We start from the raw sequence: 14,915 nt of genomic DNA on the forward strand, positions 1-14,915 counted from the left end.
GGGGGGGAGGAACTTAGTGTGGGCTGGGGCCATCCCCTGGCCTCCCCGGAACCCAGGGGAGGAAACCCCCTCGGGGGGGTGGGGGGGGGTTTTTGGGGCGAAAACCAAAACCCCCCCCCACGACCGCACGGAGCCTGCGAAGTGCGTTACTTCGCCGCGACCTCGATGGACGAGTAGTCCGCGAGCCGACCGAAGTCAAGCTTCACGGTCTTGAGGCGGTTCGACTTGCCGCCGACGCCCTTCTCTTCCCACACGGGGATCTGGGGCAGATCCTTCGCGATCAGATCCTCGGCCTGCTGGTACAGCTTGATCGCGGCCGCCTTGTCGGCGGTCTGGTCCGCCTGGGTCAGCAGCGCGTCGACGGCCGGGTTGTTGTACGTGGAGTCGTTCGACGAACCGGTGCTCTTGTAGCGCGGGTTCAGGTAGTTCTCGATCGACGGGTAGTCGGCGGACCAGTCGGAGCGGCCCATGCCGGTCAGCTGGCGGTTGTTGACGATGCTGCGCCACTGCCCGAAGTCGGTCGCCGGCACGAAGTCGCATTCGACGCCGAGCGCGTTCTTGATGCTGTTGCACGCCGCGACCAGCGGCTCCTTGCGGCCGCCGTCGGCGTTCGACGCGATGGTCAGCTTGCCGGTGTAGCCGGACTTCGCAAAGAACTCCTTGGCCTTCACCGGATCGAACTTGCAAAACTCGCAGACGCCGGGCCGGTAACCCTCGATACCGCGCGACACATAGCCGTCGGCGGGCGCGTAGGTGTCGTTCATGACGGTCTTGACGATCTGCTCGCGGTCGATGGCCAGCGAGATCGCCTTACGCAGGTCGAGGTTGTTGTAACCCGGGACGTAGTACGGGAGGGCGAGCGCGCTGATGCCGAGCAGCTTCCCTTCGACCAGACGCTCACCGAGGTCGGTCTTGTACTTGCCACCGGCCTTCGCCGCCGGCGGGAGCGCCTCCATGAAGTCGAGGCGGTTGCTCAGCAGATCCTGGTACGCGGTCTCCTGGCTGGTGTAGATGCGGACTTCCAGATCCTTGAACTTGACCTTGTCCTCGCCCTGGTATTCGTCGAACCGCGTGAGCTTCATGTTCTGGTTCGGCGTACGCGAGACGAACTTCAGCGGTCCGTTTCCGATCGGGGCCTTGGCGAACGCCTCCGGGTCGGCGAAGAACTTGTCCGGCAGCGGCGCGAAGGCGAGGTAGCCGATCTTGGTGGCGAACACGGAGAACGGTCCCTTGAGGGTGGCCTGGAACTCGTAGTCGTTCACGACCTTGAGCCCGGACATCTCCTTGACGGCGGGTTCCTTGGCGCTGATCTCGTCGTAGCCCTGGATCTGCTCGAAGAACGACGCGTTCTGCATGCCGTTCTTGCCGTTCGCGCTGTAGTTCCAGGCGTCGACGAAGTTCTTGGCCTTGACCTCGGTCCCGTCGTGGAACTTCCAGCCCTTTTTGATCTTGATGTCGAAGACCTTCGAATCGGTCGTGGTGATCGATTCGGCCATCAGGTTGTACGGCTCGGCGGTGTCGGATTTGTAGCCGACCAGCGCCGAGAAGACCGGCTTGAGGGCCTTGGACCCACCGAGCTCGTTGGTGTTGGCGGGAATCAGCGAGTTCTCCGGCTCGGTGCCGTAGACCGAAACCGACGCGTCGGCGTCGACGGCGCCGGATCCCTTGTTCTCACTGGATCCACCACCTCCACAGGCCGTCAGCAGCAGGGCCGCCGTGGCCACCACCGCCGTCGCTCCCCAGAACCCGCGTGAAGCCCGCATGTCCACTCCAACTCTCGTCGTCGGATAGCGCGGCGAGCGCTGGTCGCGCCCTACCGCCCAGAAGGTGAGACGACGCTATGGGACTGGTGAAGCCGATCACAGTGCGTTGGTGTTGCAAATGGGTGACGGTCTCCCGGACCACCCGGTTAGAGCACAACGTTGGTAGGAACGACGCTGCGCCGAACGGCCCAATCCGGACTGGAGGTCACCGCTTGATCACCTAAAGAAATGGCTTCCTGTAAGAGAAAACTTCGACTGTCAAGCCAACGACAGCGCGATCCCGTCGAGGATGTCGTGCTCGGAGATCACCAGTTCGTCGGGGCCACCGCGTGTGGCGAACTGCTCGGCCAGCACCTGCACGATCACCGAGCCGCCGCCGATCACGTCGACCCGGCCGGGGTGGATCACGGGGTTCGCGGCGCGCGTCGCGTGATCGGCCGTGAGGAGCGACTGCGCGACACGGTCGATGTCGGCGTGGGAGAGCTTCGAGAGGTGGGTGCGCTCGGAGTCGTACTCCGAGAGGCCCTGCGCCACGGCGGTCAGGGTCGTGACCGTCCCGGCGACACCGATCCACGTCTTGGCGGTGGACACGTCCACGACGTCGAAGGCCTCGGTGAGGACCTTGGCGGCCAGCTCACGGGCTTCGGCGATCTCGGCCGCGGTCGGCGGGTCGGACTTCAGCGCGCGTTCGGTGATGCGCACACAGCCGATGTCGACCGACTTGGCCGCGATGACCTCGGCCTGGCGGCCGTCCCAGGTGCCGACCACGAGCTCGGTCGAGCCGCCGCCGACGTCGACCACCACGAAGGGGCCGTCGTCGGGATCCTGCTCGCCGACGGCACCGGTGAAGGACAGGCGCGCCTCTTCGTCCCCGCTGATGACTTCGGCCTCGGTGCCGAGCACCTCACGCGTCATCGCGAAGAACTCGTCGCGGTTGCTCGCGTCGCGGGTCGCGGACGTCGCGACCATGCGGACCTTCTCCACACCCTTGCGGCGCGCGGCGATCGTGTAGTCGGCCAGCGCCTTACGGGTGCGCTCGAGCGCCTCGGGGGCCAGCCTGCCGGTGGCGTCCACCCCCTGGCCGAGACGGACGATCCGCATCTCGCGGTGCAGGTCGCGCAGGTCGACCGTCCCGTCGTGGCGGGGGGTCAGCTCGGCGACGAGCAGGCGGATGGAGTTGGTCCCACAGTCGATCGCGGCAACACGAGGCATGCCCCGGAGATTACAGCGGAGCGGAGCTTCTCCGTCGAGGGTGGTGGCGGGGGCATGGATGGACAGTCAACGCCGATCAGGTGGGTTTGGTGCTGGTGCTCCCCGACTGCGTCACCGTCGTCGTGGTTGTGGTCGTCGTCGGAGAGGCACAGGTCGTCGGCGGCGGAGTCGAAGTCGTGGTCGTCGGGCTCGTGCTCGTCGTCGGTTGTGTCTCCGTCACGGTGACCGTCGGGCACTGCGGCATTGGCTTCGAGCTCGACGACGATTTCGAAGAAGACGAAGACCCCGAATTGGTCGGCGGCAGCGAACTCGACGGCGGGGGCGTCACCGAACCGGGCGGCGTCGGCGGCACCGGAGGCGGCGGCACCGACACGGGCGGCGGAGCGGCACCGGCGTTCGGGGCGCCGATCGGCACCTTGCTGTCCGGCGTCGGCAGCACACCGGTGCGGTACGCCTCGGCCCAGATCAGCACGGTGTTCACATAGGTGTCCGAGTTGTTGTAGCGGAACACGGCCGCGCGCAACTGGTCCGGTTTGGACAGATCGAGCCCGCCGGAGCACAGGTACCGGCCCGTGCCCAGCGCCGCATCGAAGATGTTGTTCGGATTGGACTCGCCGTCGCCGTTCCCGTCCGAGGCGTAGCCCTTCCACGTCGACGGGATGAACTGCGTCGGGCCGACCGCGCGGTCCCACACCGTGTCGCCGTCGAATTTGCCGCCGTCGGTGTCCGGGATGGCCGCGAACGGCCCGGCGCCGTTGAGCTGCGGGCCGAGGATCGGTTCGAGGGTGTTGCCCTTAGCGTCGACGTAACCGCCGCGCGCGTGATTGGACTCGATCCGGCCGATACTCGCGATCAAAGCCCAGTCGATGTGGCAACCGGGCTGTTCGGCGATGAGGATGTCGGCGGCGTTGCGGTACGCGGCGAGCGCGGTGACCGGGATGCCGAGCGGTCCTTCGGGGAGTTCGTCCGCGGGGAGCGGGAGCGGGGTCGGGGCGTTCGGCAGGCTGCCGTCGACACCGATCTGCTGGACGAGCGGGTTCTTCGGGTCGTAGCCGTCGATGAGGGCGACGTTGTCGGAATGGACCGTGCTCGCCGTCGCGGCCCAGCTGCCGGCACCGACGACCGCGGCACCGGCCGGGACGATGGCGAGGACCCCTCCGGTCACCGCGGCTATCGTGCGGTGCCGGAGACAGAGTCTCCGCACATGGCCGGTCACCGCGCCTGGCACGTGCCTCACGCGCATACCTCAGAACCCTCCCGGCGGATCACGACTCGGCGATCCGGTACTTGCCCACCCCGTCAACCCTCGGCTGTGCCCAGCCTGCCGCATACGGTGACCGGTTTCACCCCATTGAGGAGGACCAGTTGGCCGACATCGGGTGAATTAACCCACCTGGAGGAACTATCTGTACATCGCGGGCGGGTGTTACCCCTGGCAGTCGCCGGACGGCCAGCCGTTCGCCTTGAGCAGCTCGAGCGTCTCGTCCCCGAACGGGTTCACCCCGGGGCCGACGGCCAGCGTGTGCGCCAGGTGGACGTGCAGGCATTTGACGCGGCCGGGCATCCCACCCGCGCTGACCTCGTGGCCGAGCGAATCGATGGCGTCGCGTTCGGCGAGATAGCTCTCGTGGGTCCGCCGGTAGGCGGCCGCCAGCTCGGGGTCCTCCGCGAGCCGGTCGGTCATCTCCTTCATCAGCCCGGACGCCTCGAGCGTGCCGACCATCGACGTCAGCTTCGGGCAGGTCAAGTAGTAGAGCGTGGGGAACGGCGTGCCGTCGTCGAGGCGGGGGCTGGTCTGCACGACCGACGGGTGGCCGCTCGGGCAGCGCGCGGCGACGGCGCGCAGCGCACGGGGGGCCCGGCCGAGCTGTTCCGCGATGATCTCGCGGTCGGCGTCGGTCACAGGCTCGTAGGAGGACTTTTCCGTGCTGTTCACACCCATAAGGCTAAAGGGCGCACTTCAGCCGCCCGCGACCTGATCCCACAGCTTCTCGTACCAGGAGCCCGCGGGCACCGGCTGCTGACCTTGCGGCTGCCCCTGCTCGGGCGCCTTGTCTTCGGGGAGCTGCACGATGTACGGCGTCTCGCCGGGCTTCACGAAACCGAACCGTTTACGCGCCTCCGCCTCGATCTGCGCCGGGTCGCTCAGCTCGGCCTTGCGGCCTTCCAGCTGGGTGACGCTCCGCTGCAGTTCGGACTGCAACTGCTGCTGCTCGGTCACCTCGGACTTTTGGCTGAGGTACGTGCGCAGCGGGACGGCGATGGTGAACGCGAGCGCGCACACCACGATCGCCACCACCGCGGCCCGGCGGGTGGTGGACATGCCGAGCACCTTCGCGGCACCCGATGCCCGCTTCGCCGCCAGGCTGCGGCGCAGCCGGGTTCGGGCGCGGACCTCCGTCGTCGTCGTGCGACGGGCGCGCTCCGGTCGGCGGCCCCTGCTGGAGCCGCCGCCGTCCGCGCGCCCGCTACGACGGGTCCGCGCCCTCCCCCGGTCCGCCATCGTTCGTCATCCCTCGACGCTGAACCGCGGGAACGCGAGGTCGCCGGCGTAGCGCGCCGCGTCGGCGAGGGTCTCCTCGATGCGGAGCAGCTGGTTGTACTTGGCGATCCGCTCGCCGCGCGCCGGGGCGCCGGTCTTGATCTGGCCGACACCGGTCGCGACGGCGAGGTCGGCGATGAAGGTGTCCTCGGTCTCGCCGGACCGGTGGCTCATCATCGACTTGTAGCCGTACGAGGTGGCCAGCGAGATCGCGTCGAGGGTCTCCGACAGGGTGCCGATCTGGTTGACCTTCACCAGCAGCGCGTTGGCGGCGCGGCGGGTGATGCCCTCTTCGAGGCGGTCCGGGTTGGTGACGAACAGGTCGTCGCCGACCAGCTGGACCTTCTCACCGATCTCGGTGGTCAGCTGGACCCAGCCGTCCCAGTCGTCCTCGCTCAGCGGGTCCTCGATGGACACGAGCGGGTAGTCGCGGACGAGCTCGCCGTAGTAGGCCGACATCTGCTCGGCGCTCTTCTTCGCGCCTTCGAAGGTGTACGCGCCGTCGGAGAAGAACTCCGTCGCGGCGACGTCGAGCGCGAGCGCGACGTCGCGGCCCGGGGCGTACCCGGCCTTCTCGATCGCCTGAAGGATCAGGTCGAGCGCCTCGCGGTTGTTCTTCAAGCTGGGCGCGAAGCCGCCTTCGTCACCGAGGCCGGTGGCCAGGCCGCGGCCCTTCAGGACCGACTTCAGCGAGTGGTAGACCTCGGTGCCCCAGCGCAGGGCCTCGCGGAACGACTCGGCGCCGATCGGCGCGATCATGAATTCCTGGATGTCGACATCGGTGTCGGCGTGCGCGCCACCGTTGAGGATGTTCAGCATCGGCACCGGCAGCACGTGCGCGTTCGGCCCGCCGAGGTAGCGGAACAGCTCCAGCTCGGCCGACTCCGCGGCGGCCTTCGCGACGGCGAGCGAAACACCGAGGATGGCGTTCGCGCCGAGGCGGGACTTCGCCGGCGTGCCGTCGAGGTCGACCAGCTTCTGGTCGACGATGCGCTGGTCGACGGCGTCGGTGCCGACCAGGTCCGGGCCGATCTCGTCCAGGACGGCCGCGACCGCGCGCTCGACACCCTTGCCGTTGTACCGGCCGGTGTCGCCGTCACGCAGCTCGACGGCTTCGTGTTCGCCGGTGGACGCACCCGAGGGGACCGCGGCCCGCGCCAGCGTGCCGTCGTCGAGAGCCACCTCCACTTCGACCGTCGGGTTGCCTCGCGAGTCCAGAATCTCGCGAGCGCCTACCTGCTCGATGAGCGCCACGCCATGCTCCTCATGTGGGTTGTGCCTGCGGTGACCGGGCCCAGCCTAGCCGTCACCGCAGTTCACCCGTTGGAGGCACGCGCCACATCAGCCGTCGACCGGACCTTTCCGACCTTCCTCCCCGCCACCGCCCTCAACGGAGGAGCTTCGCTCCGCGGTACCTACTCCTCGGCTGGTTCGTCCGCCCGGACTTCCTTCCAGCCTGACGGAAGCTCGACGGTGTCGGAGAACTGCTGCCAGAAGGTCCAGCTGTTGCCGCCGATGTCGGAGACGGTGAACACCCGGGCGCCGTAGGGCTGATCCTGGGGCGCGTCGATGTCGGCGTCGTCGCCGAGCGCGGCGCGGACGCGCTCGTACTGCGCGTCGGCGTCGGGGACGTACACGATGTTCAGCTGCCCGACCGGGCCGTCGACGCCTTTCGCCTGCCAGTACTCGGGGCCGACGCCGGCCAGCTGGATCTTGGCCGGACCGGCGCACAGAGTGGCCTGGAACACCTCTCCGGAGGCGTCGGCGAAGCGCACTTCCTCGGTGAACCCGAACACTCTGACCAGCCACGCGACCGCCTCGGTGGCGTCGGCGTAGTAGAGGTACGGCGCGAGCCCGAGGTAGCCGGGCTCGTTTTCGGGCCTATCCGCTTCGGCACTGCTCATGGCAGGACAGTCCACCATGACCGTTTCAGCTCCTCGTGAACGGCCCTGCCCAGGCGTATCGTGGAGCGGACCATGATGGATGCCGAACCCGCCCCAGAACCCGGTGAGGACTCGTCCGGTGAGTCGCGGTTCCGCGCCTTCCGACAGGCGGAGGCGCTGGTCGAAAGCCGCAGGCCGCTCGATGCCCTCAAGGCCCTCGAGCCGTTGCTGGAGGACGAAACCGACAAACCGAGTGTTCAGTTGCTGGCAGGCCGCGCGTACTTCCACTCCGCACAGTTGCGGCGGGCCGAACGCGCCTTCACCCGGGTGCTGGAACTGGACCCCACCGATCATTACGCGCGGTTCGTGCTCGGGCGGACCCTCCAGCGCCTCGGCAGGCTGACCGAGGCGCTCGCGCAGATGCGGATAGCGTCGGCGATGCACCCGATCCCGGAGTATCTGGAAGCGATCAGCGAGGTCAGCGCGCGGATCGCGTTGCGCGACTGACCCGGCGGCGAGAGCAAGGGACCTTTGCTCTCACTTCGACCTGGCCCGCAGGTGGGCCCGCTCGCCCTGTTTGCCGAACAGCACCAGCAGCTCCACCGGCCCCGGCCCCGCGCTGCCGAACCAATGCGGCACCCGCGTGTCGAACTCCGCGGCCTCGCCGGGCCCCATCGTGAAGTCGCGGTCGCCGAGCAGCGCCCGCAGCCGTCCACTGAGGACGTACATCCACTCGTAGCCCTCGTGCGTGCGTTGCACGGGCTCGATGTCCTCGACCGGGATCAACAGTTTGAACGCCTGCGGCTGGCCGGGCTGCGCGGTCAGCGCCCACGCGGTGAACCTGCCGAATTTCTGCGGTTTCATCCGGACCCGCGGGTCGGCGGGTTCGGGTTCGCCGACCAGTTCGTCGAGCGGCACCTGATGCGCCGCCGACAGCGTGAGCAACAGCTCCAGCGTGGCCTTCCGGGAGCCCGATTCGAGCCGCGAGAGCGTACTGGCGGAGATCCCCGTCGCCTCCGAAAGCGCGGAGAGCGTGGTGCCACGCTCCTTGCGGAGCTGCTTGAGCTTCGGGCCGACCTCGGCGAGCCGCCGTTCGATGTCCTCCATACCTCCAGTTTGCCAAATCGGCAATGAACTTTGCCAACTTTGCCGCAAATCCGGATGCTCGGCAGCATGAACAACGAATTCGACGTGGTGATCATCGGTGGTGGCGTCGCGGGTCTCAGCGCGGCCTTGGTACTGGGCAGGGCGCGGCGCCGGGTCGTCGTGATCGACGGCGGCACCCCGCGCAACGCGCCCGCCGCGCACGCCCACGGTTTCCTGACCAGGGACGGCATCCCACCCAAGGAACTGCTGGAAATAGGCCGCGACGAGGTCCGCGGCTACGGCGTCGAGATCGTCGAAGACGTCGTCCACCGGCTGCGGCACGACAAGGCGGTGGAACTGGCGAGCGGCCGGGTCATCCGCGGTCGCCGGATCGTGGTGACCACCGGGCTGGCCGACGAACTGCCGGACGTCCCCGGCGTCGCGGAGCGCTTCGGCGCCGACGTCCTGCACTGCCCGTACTGCCACGGCTGGGAGGTGCGCGATCAGAGTTTCGGCGTGCTCGCCACCTCCGAGAAGTCGGTCCACCAGGCGCTGATCGTCTGGCAGTGGAGCAAGGACCTGACCTTCTTCACGCATACGCAGCAGCTCTCGGCCGAAGACCGGGCGAAGCTGACCGGGCTGGGCATCCGGATCGTCGACGGGAAGGTGTCCGAGCTCGCCGTCGAGAACGACCGGCTGACCGGCGTCCGGCTCGTCGACGGCGAATTCGTCGAACGCGATGTCGTGTTCGTCGGCCCGAAGTTCGTCCCGCACGACCGGCTTCTCGCCCAGATCGGCTGCGCGCGCACCGAAAGCGGCTCGATCGCGGTGGACGCGCAGGGCCGCACGAACGTGGACGGTGTCTGGGCGGCGGGGAACGTCGTCGATCCGATGGCGCAGTTGGTCGTCGCCGCGGGCGACGCCTACCGGATGGCGTCGGCACTCAACTTCGATCTGGTGCTCGAGGATCAGGGCGCGACGCTGGCGTCCGCGTAGGTGTCGGCCGCGCTGAAGACCTCCTGGACGTAGGGCACCGACGGGTTGAACACCCGCATCGACTTCCACCAGCCATCCGGGGTGGCGACGTCGTCGCCGGCTGCGCACAGATAGCGGGCGGTGGCGAAGGCGGCGTCGTCGAGGTCCTTCGGATCCGGCTGCTTCCCGTCGCTCCTGGCCCGGGCGGAGTGTTTGGCCCAGACGTCGGCCGGGAGCGTGATCGGGCTGGGCCTGCCCTGCGCCGTTTCGACGTGGGAGATCCCGGCGAGGGTCGCCCACGAGAGGTGGCAACCCGGTTTCTGCCGCCGGAGCCACATCTCGGCGCGGCCGTAGGCGGACAGGTCGGCGAAGGAGAGCTGCGTCTTCGCCGCCACCCGTTTCGCCCAGGTTTCGAGTTCGGCCGCGTCGGAAACGGTGGGCCGGTCGGGCGGCGCGGCGAGCCCCGCACGCGGCGTCGCCACGCCAGGCTGGGGCTTCTGGTCGGGAACCGCGAGCGCGGGCTGGGGCTGAGCCGGCGGAGGGGGCTCCTCGCCTCCCGGCCGGTTCACCCCGACGGTCATGATCAGCACCACGCCCGTGAGCACGAGCCCGCCCGCGAAAGCGAGCCTGGGCACGTACGGCGGCAGAGGGCGGACAGCATGCTCCGGGGCTTCGGTGCTCTGCGCGGTTTCGGCCACCCGGTCAGGTTACTTCGCCACACTTCCGGGCGATGCCCCAATCGGCTTACGAACCCGACTGACGGTAGAACCGATCGGCGACCGGCAGCTCGAAGCGGGATTACCTCTTGACCTCCAGCTAAGTGGAGGTCACACACTGATTCCCATGTTCAGTGAAGCGGAACTCGACTACCTCGCCACCCAAGGTCTCGGGCGGCTCGCGACGGCGCAGCCGGACGGCACGCTGCAGGTCAGCCCCGTCGGTTACGCCTACAACACCGAGACCCGGACGATCGACATCACCGGCTACGAACTGGCGAAGAGCAAGAAGTTCCGGAACGTGGCCGCGAACGGGCAGGCCGCGTTCGTGGTGGACGACATGCCCTCGCAGGACCCGCCGAGGATCCGCTGCCTCGAAATCCGCGGCCGGGCCGAGGCGCTGACCGGCGCCCGCACCCCCGACGGCCATCTCGACGGCGCGGTGATCCGGATCCACCCGTCGCGGATCATCAGCCTCGGTGTCGACGACCCGGACCACGACCCGCTCGACCTCGTTCCGCACAACCGAAACGTCTGACCGGGGAAGGGAAAGGGGCGTTCCTGGCGAATTTCGCCGGGAACGCCCCTTTCTTCGGCGGAGTCAGCGCCGGGCACCGTAGACCGCGTAGGTCCCCAAACCGGCCACCGCGAGCACCACGGCGGTCCACGTGGCTTCGGCGACGCCGGCGGACTGGAAGGGCCAAGTGATCACCAGGTGCACACTCTCCGTGCCCGATATGGTGGCCCAGGCCACGAACGCGACCGCGAACCCGGCCAGCGGCAACGTCCACCCGAAGGCGCCGCCGAACAGCACCGCGGCGATTCCGGCGAGACCGAGCAGTCCACTCGCGTTCCGCACGATGATCTCCACCGGAACCCGCTCCGCCACCCACAGCCTCGGCAGCAGCACGGCACCGATGCCGAGGCCGCCGATCAGCAGGAGATGCACGACGCGGCGAGGCGCCCAGCGGATCGCGGCGGTCCGGTCGAGATCGATGTCCTGCCCGCCGAGGCCGATGGCGGTCACCGCGATCGCCACCAGCAGCGCCAGGGAAACCGAGAGCTCCGACCAGCGGTCCCACGCCAGGAACCACATCACCGCCATGCTCACGGCCAGCGCCGCGAACGACGCGGGCATGGCGCGCGAGCGCGCGTACAGCACCGCCCACCTCATCGGGCGCCGCCGAGGAGGATGTCGAGCTGGTTGCCCCGGCAGGTCAGGCCCGCCTGCCGCTGCGCGATGACCCGCGTTCGCTGCACGTCGGGCGGCAGGGCACGGAAGGTCTCCCAAGCGCGGAGGACCTCGTTCTTCTTGTCGTCGCTCAGCCACGACCCGTTGAGCATCTCCCACTCACCGAGCAGCCAGCTCGAAGTGATCGACCGCGCGGTGACTTCGTCCATGAAGGACCTGTCGACACCGTGGACGGTGTAGCAGGTCGGCGTCCCGGCGCCGGCGACCAGTGTCCGCGTCATGTCGTCCGAATTCAGGGCCGAACGGACGGACCAATCCAGCAGGTCGACGAAGACGGTGTCCGCGGCACGCGGCGGTTCCTCGTCGAAGTCCAGCCGCCGGTCCATCACCGTGACCTTGACCGGCGCGTCCGGCAAGGTTCCCAAGAGCCGCAAAGCTTCCTTTCCGGGCCCGGCGAGACGGGCGAGTTCGGGCTCGAGCAGGCGGGGAACGCAGACCGGGCCGTCACAGACCATCGCCGTCGCACGCGGGTCGACGGTCTTGGCCTCGGCGTAGGTCGCGGGCAGGACGGGTATCGCGATCACGACCGCCACCAGCGCGGGGACGACGGAGAGTGCCTTCGCCCGCTTGGAGCGGGCCGCCAGCAGAAGGAATCCGGTCACGGCAAGTCCGGCGAGCCAGACCCCCTGCCCGAGATCCACCCGGCTCGCGGTGGTGGTGAACGGATCGTTGGTGACGTCCATCGCGGGAGAGAGCGAAGAGACCCAGGCCGGAACAGCGCCCACGAGCACGCTGCCCTTCGACCCGGCGATCTGGAGCACGAGCACGGTCACGAGAGCGGCGACGGCCACCGCGGGCGCGGTCAGCGGATGCGGCAGCAACCGGCCGATCCCCAGTCCGATCCAGGCGCCGGCGAGCATCGCGAGCGCGCCGACCACGACGATCGGCAGCCAGCCGAAGGTGAAGAACGCGCCGCTGAAGATCACCTGTACGGCACCGACGGCGAAGATCAGCAGGTAGCCCAGCACCAGCAGGCCACCCAGCGCACCGGCGAGTTTCGCCGCCCGGTGCCAGGGGGGCCGTGGCATCGTAGTGAGCAGTTCGGCCATCCCTGACCGGCTGTCCCGCATGCCTTGGATGGCCCCGGCGCCGATCGCGATCGGCCACAGGAACACCAGCAGGAACCGGCTCCACGCCGCGGCGGGCACCCAGTTTTCGTCCCAGGCGATCGGCGCCTTCGACCACGGCCCGCTGAACGAATACAGGAATCCGAACGCGACGACGAGGATGGCGAGGGTGGCCCAAGGGGCGATGGAACGGCGGAGTTCGGTCCGCAGGACACGCGTTTTCACCAGTTCCCCCTCCCCGGTTCTTGTCCGAGCAGCGCCGAGTAACCGCGCTCGATCGGGCTGTCGCCGACGTACTCCTCGCTCCCGGCCGCGGCCAGCTCGTCCGGTGTCCCCTGGAAGACGAGTTTCCCGTTTTCGAACAGGACGACGTCTGTGCAGGCCGTCGCGACGTCCTCGACGAGATGTGTCGAGACGACGACGCAGGCGTCGCGGCCGATTTCCTGAAGGAGATCGCGGAACCGCACGCGCTGTGCCGGGTCGAGCCCGGCGGTCGGCTCGTCCAGCAGGAGGATGTCCGGATCGTTCACGATCGCCTGCGCGATCCCGACCCGCCGCACCATGCCGCCGGACAGCGTCTTCATCCGGTCGTCGGCCCGATCGGCGAGGCCGACCCGCTCGATCGACCGCTGCACCGCGGCCGGGATGTCCTGTTTGGACATCTCCTTCAGCCAGGCGATGTATTCGACGAATTCGCGGACGGTGAATCGCTTGTAGTAACCGAAATTCTGCGGCAGATAGCCGATACGGCGGCGCAGGCGGCGCTGATCGGTGAACCCCCCGACGGATTCACCGAGCAGCGCCAGCCCTCCCTCCGCCGGCCGGAGCACCGTCGCCAGTGCCCGGATCAGCGTGGTCTTGCCCGCCCCGTTCGGACCGAGCAGACCGTGCACCCCCGTGCCGAGTTCCAGGTCGAGGCCGTTCACGGCGAACTTGCGTTTGCCGACCCGGACCTTCAGTCCCTCCGCCTTGATCTGCCACGCGTAGGTCGTCGGTGCGACCTCCGCGGCCCCGACAGCACGCATCATGTTCTCCCCTTCGTTCATCGTTCGGATCCGGTGAGCAGGCCGAAGACGCTCCGCCGGAGCACCACCACGACCGCGGTCAGCGCGAAGATCGCGCCCCACACCGGGAGCAGCCGGGGTTCGAGCGCGGTGGCGCGCCCTTGCGAAGCCACCGCGGGCGCCAAGATCACCGCCATCCAGACCCCGGTCAGGACGTAGCCCGCCCGCGCCACTCCGATCACACCGCCGAGCGCGAGCGTCCCGGTGGTGAAGGCCAGGCTCGGCAGGAGGCCGAGCCCGAATCCGCCACCGCCGAGCCAGCCCGCGAGGGCCTGTATCGGCAACACGACGGCGAGGACCGCCGTCGTCCGGCGCAGCAACAGGTAGAGCCCGGCCCTCGGCGTGGAAGTGACGAGTTCGTACGCGGGATCGAGCCCCTTGGCCCACGACACCGCGACCCCGAGCACCGGCAGCACCGGTGAGAAGAGCTGGACGAACGAGTAGCCCTTGGACCCGGTGAACCCGAGCGAGTCCAGCAGGAAGCCCAGCGCCGGGATCAGGACGATCATCACCAGCCACGGCAGCATCACCGGCGTCACCCAGGTGTGCAGCCGTCCGGCCCACCGGAACCGCAGCGGGCTCGGGCCCGCTTCGGCGAGCTTCGGCCCCAGTCCGGCCCAGACGTCGTCCACCAGCGCCGACACCGCCGGAAGGCTGAGCGCGGACAGTCTCCCCCGGCATTCCGCGCACGATTCGAGATGGGCTTCGACCGCCCAGACCTCGTCACCGGCCAAGCCGTCGTCCCCGCGGACGTAACCGGCGAGGAGCTGTTCGGACACGTGTTCCTTGTTCACGACAGCGCCTCCCGCATCGCGATCCGAGCCCGCCTGGCACGGGTTTTGACGGTTCCTTCCGGCAGGCCGAGCAGGACCGCGGTCTCACGGACGGTCAGCCCGTCGAGCACCATGGCCTGCAGGACCTGCCGGAGTTCGGGCGCGAGGCGTCGCAGCGCGTCGCCGACGTGGTCGCCGACCGCGCCGGCCAGCGCCTCGTCCTCGGCGGCGGGCGCGACGGTGCTTTCCGCGACCGGCAGCGGCTGCGCGTGCCGCGCCCGGCGGCGGAAGGCGTCGACCAGCCGGCGCGCGGCGATCGTCCACAGCCAGCCCACGGCGCTCCCGCCGACGGCGGAACCGGCGAACGCGCCCGCCGCGCGCCAGACCGCGAGGTAGGTCTCCTGCATCACCTCGGCGACGATCTGATCGTCGGCGCAGCGACGGCGCAGGCGCACGGCCAGCCACGGCGACGTGCGGCGGTAGAGCTCCTCGAACGCCGCGCGGTCACCTTGGGCCGTGCGGCGGACGAGCTGCTCTTCGTCCGGTTCCGTTCCTTTCACATCCGGCAAGACGCCGAGATCA

General features: G+C 68.9%; 17 protein-coding genes. 3 read left to right on the forward strand and 14 right to left on the reverse strand.

What is annotated here, in order from left to right:
- Positions 1 to 146: 146 nt before the first annotated feature.
- The 7 genes from AC069H_RS32010 to AC069H_RS32040 form a co-directional block, all read right to left on the reverse strand.
- The gene (locus AC069H_RS32010) at positions 147 to 1,763 is read right to left on the reverse strand and encodes a peptide ABC transporter substrate-binding protein (RefSeq protein WP_478234802.1); all 1,617 of its coding nucleotides are present in this window, start codon (positions 1,761 to 1,763) and stop codon (positions 147 to 149) included.
- Between the two features lie 258 nt (positions 1,764 to 2,021).
- Complete coding sequence (locus tag AC069H_RS32015) at positions 2,022 to 2,975, reverse strand: Ppx/GppA phosphatase family protein (protein ID WP_378435579.1); 954 nt, start codon at positions 2,973 to 2,975, stop codon at positions 2,022 to 2,024.
- 76 nt (positions 2,976 to 3,051) lie between these two features.
- Positions 3,052 to 4,218, reverse strand: a complete 1,167-nt coding sequence (locus AC069H_RS32020; protein ID WP_478234803.1) for a lytic transglycosylase domain-containing protein — start codon at positions 4,216 to 4,218, stop codon at positions 3,052 to 3,054.
- A 183-nt stretch (positions 4,219 to 4,401) separates the two neighbouring features.
- Entirely contained in the window at positions 4,402 to 4,917 is a 516-nt protein-coding gene (locus AC069H_RS32025) for a DUF501 domain-containing protein (RefSeq protein WP_478225533.1), read from the reverse strand.
- Between the two features lie 18 nt (positions 4,918 to 4,935).
- The gene (locus AC069H_RS32030; RefSeq protein WP_091598626.1) at positions 4,936 to 5,298 is read right to left on the reverse strand and encodes an FtsB family cell division protein; all 363 of its coding nucleotides are present in this window, start codon (positions 5,296 to 5,298) and stop codon (positions 4,936 to 4,938) included.
- Between the two features lie 186 nt (positions 5,299 to 5,484).
- Positions 5,485 to 6,771: a phosphopyruvate hydratase gene (eno, locus tag AC069H_RS32035; RefSeq protein ID WP_478234804.1), complete on the reverse strand. Its 1,287-nt coding sequence runs from the start codon at positions 6,769 to 6,771 to the stop codon at positions 5,485 to 5,487.
- A gap of 161 nt (positions 6,772 to 6,932) precedes the next feature.
- Entirely contained in the window at positions 6,933 to 7,421 is a 489-nt protein-coding gene (locus AC069H_RS32040; protein ID WP_478234805.1) for a VOC family protein, read from the reverse strand.
- Positions 7,422 to 7,493: 72 nt separating this feature from the next.
- On the opposite strand from AC069H_RS32040, the gene AC069H_RS32045 reads away from it, so the two are divergent.
- Positions 7,494 to 7,907 (forward strand): tetratricopeptide repeat protein, encoded by a 414-nt coding sequence (locus AC069H_RS32045; protein ID WP_125674103.1) that lies wholly within the window; start codon positions 7,494 to 7,496, stop codon positions 7,905 to 7,907.
- 30 nt (positions 7,908 to 7,937) lie between these two features.
- On the opposite strand, the gene AC069H_RS32050 is transcribed toward AC069H_RS32045, so the two are convergent.
- Complete coding sequence (locus AC069H_RS32050; protein ID WP_219148332.1) at positions 7,938 to 8,507, reverse strand: helix-turn-helix domain-containing protein; 570 nt, start codon at positions 8,505 to 8,507, stop codon at positions 7,938 to 7,940.
- A 54-nt stretch (positions 8,508 to 8,561) separates the two neighbouring features.
- Here AC069H_RS32050 and AC069H_RS32055 point away from each other — a divergent pair, with 54 nt between their 5' ends.
- Positions 8,562 to 9,482, forward strand: coding sequence for an NAD(P)/FAD-dependent oxidoreductase (locus AC069H_RS32055; RefSeq protein WP_478234891.1), 921 nt, complete (start codon positions 8,562 to 8,564; stop codon positions 9,480 to 9,482).
- Here the strand turns inward: AC069H_RS32055 and AC069H_RS32060 are convergent.
- Entirely contained in the window at positions 9,455 to 10,159 is a 705-nt protein-coding gene (locus AC069H_RS32060; protein ID WP_478234806.1) for a lysozyme family protein, read from the reverse strand. The two genes, AC069H_RS32055 and AC069H_RS32060, sit on opposite strands and share 28 nt — an antisense overlap.
- A gap of 145 nt (positions 10,160 to 10,304) precedes the next feature.
- On the opposite strand from AC069H_RS32060, the gene AC069H_RS32065 reads away from it, so the two are divergent.
- Positions 10,305 to 10,715 carry a PPOX class F420-dependent oxidoreductase gene (locus tag AC069H_RS32065; RefSeq protein ID WP_125674107.1) on the forward strand — a complete coding sequence of 137 codons (411 nt, stop codon included), beginning with the start codon at positions 10,305 to 10,307 and terminating at the stop codon, positions 10,713 to 10,715.
- 63 nt (positions 10,716 to 10,778) lie between these two features.
- Here AC069H_RS32065 and AC069H_RS32070 read toward each other — a convergent pair whose 3' ends face one another.
- Genes AC069H_RS32070 through AC069H_RS32090 form a run of 5 tightly spaced genes read right to left on the reverse strand, consistent with a single transcriptional unit; the run spans position 10,779 to position 14,893 of the window.
- Positions 10,779 to 11,339 carry a hypothetical protein gene (locus AC069H_RS32070; RefSeq protein ID WP_478234807.1) on the reverse strand — a complete coding sequence of 187 codons (561 nt, stop codon included), beginning with the start codon at positions 11,337 to 11,339 and terminating at the stop codon, positions 10,779 to 10,781.
- A gap of 8 nt (positions 11,340 to 11,347) precedes the next feature.
- The gene (locus AC069H_RS32075) at positions 11,348 to 12,721 is read right to left on the reverse strand and encodes a hypothetical protein (RefSeq protein ID WP_478234808.1); all 1,374 of its coding nucleotides are present in this window, start codon (positions 12,719 to 12,721) and stop codon (positions 11,348 to 11,350) included.
- Positions 12,718 to 13,521 (reverse strand): ABC transporter ATP-binding protein, encoded by an 804-nt coding sequence (locus tag AC069H_RS32080; RefSeq protein WP_478234892.1) that lies wholly within the window; start codon positions 13,519 to 13,521, stop codon positions 12,718 to 12,720. Before AC069H_RS32080 ends, AC069H_RS32075 begins: the two co-directional genes overlap by 4 nt.
- Before the next feature lie 17 nt (positions 13,522 to 13,538).
- Entirely contained in the window at positions 13,539 to 14,354 is an 816-nt protein-coding gene (locus tag AC069H_RS32085; RefSeq protein WP_478234809.1) for a zf-HC2 domain-containing protein, read from the reverse strand.
- The gene (locus AC069H_RS32090) at positions 14,351 to 14,893 is read right to left on the reverse strand and encodes an RNA polymerase sigma factor (protein ID WP_478225528.1); all 543 of its coding nucleotides are present in this window, start codon (positions 14,891 to 14,893) and stop codon (positions 14,351 to 14,353) included. Before AC069H_RS32090 ends, AC069H_RS32085 begins: the two co-directional genes overlap by 4 nt.
- Between the last annotated feature and the right edge of the window lie 22 nt (positions 14,894 to 14,915).

The organism is Amycolatopsis sp. NPDC043887 (assembly GCF_056435665.1).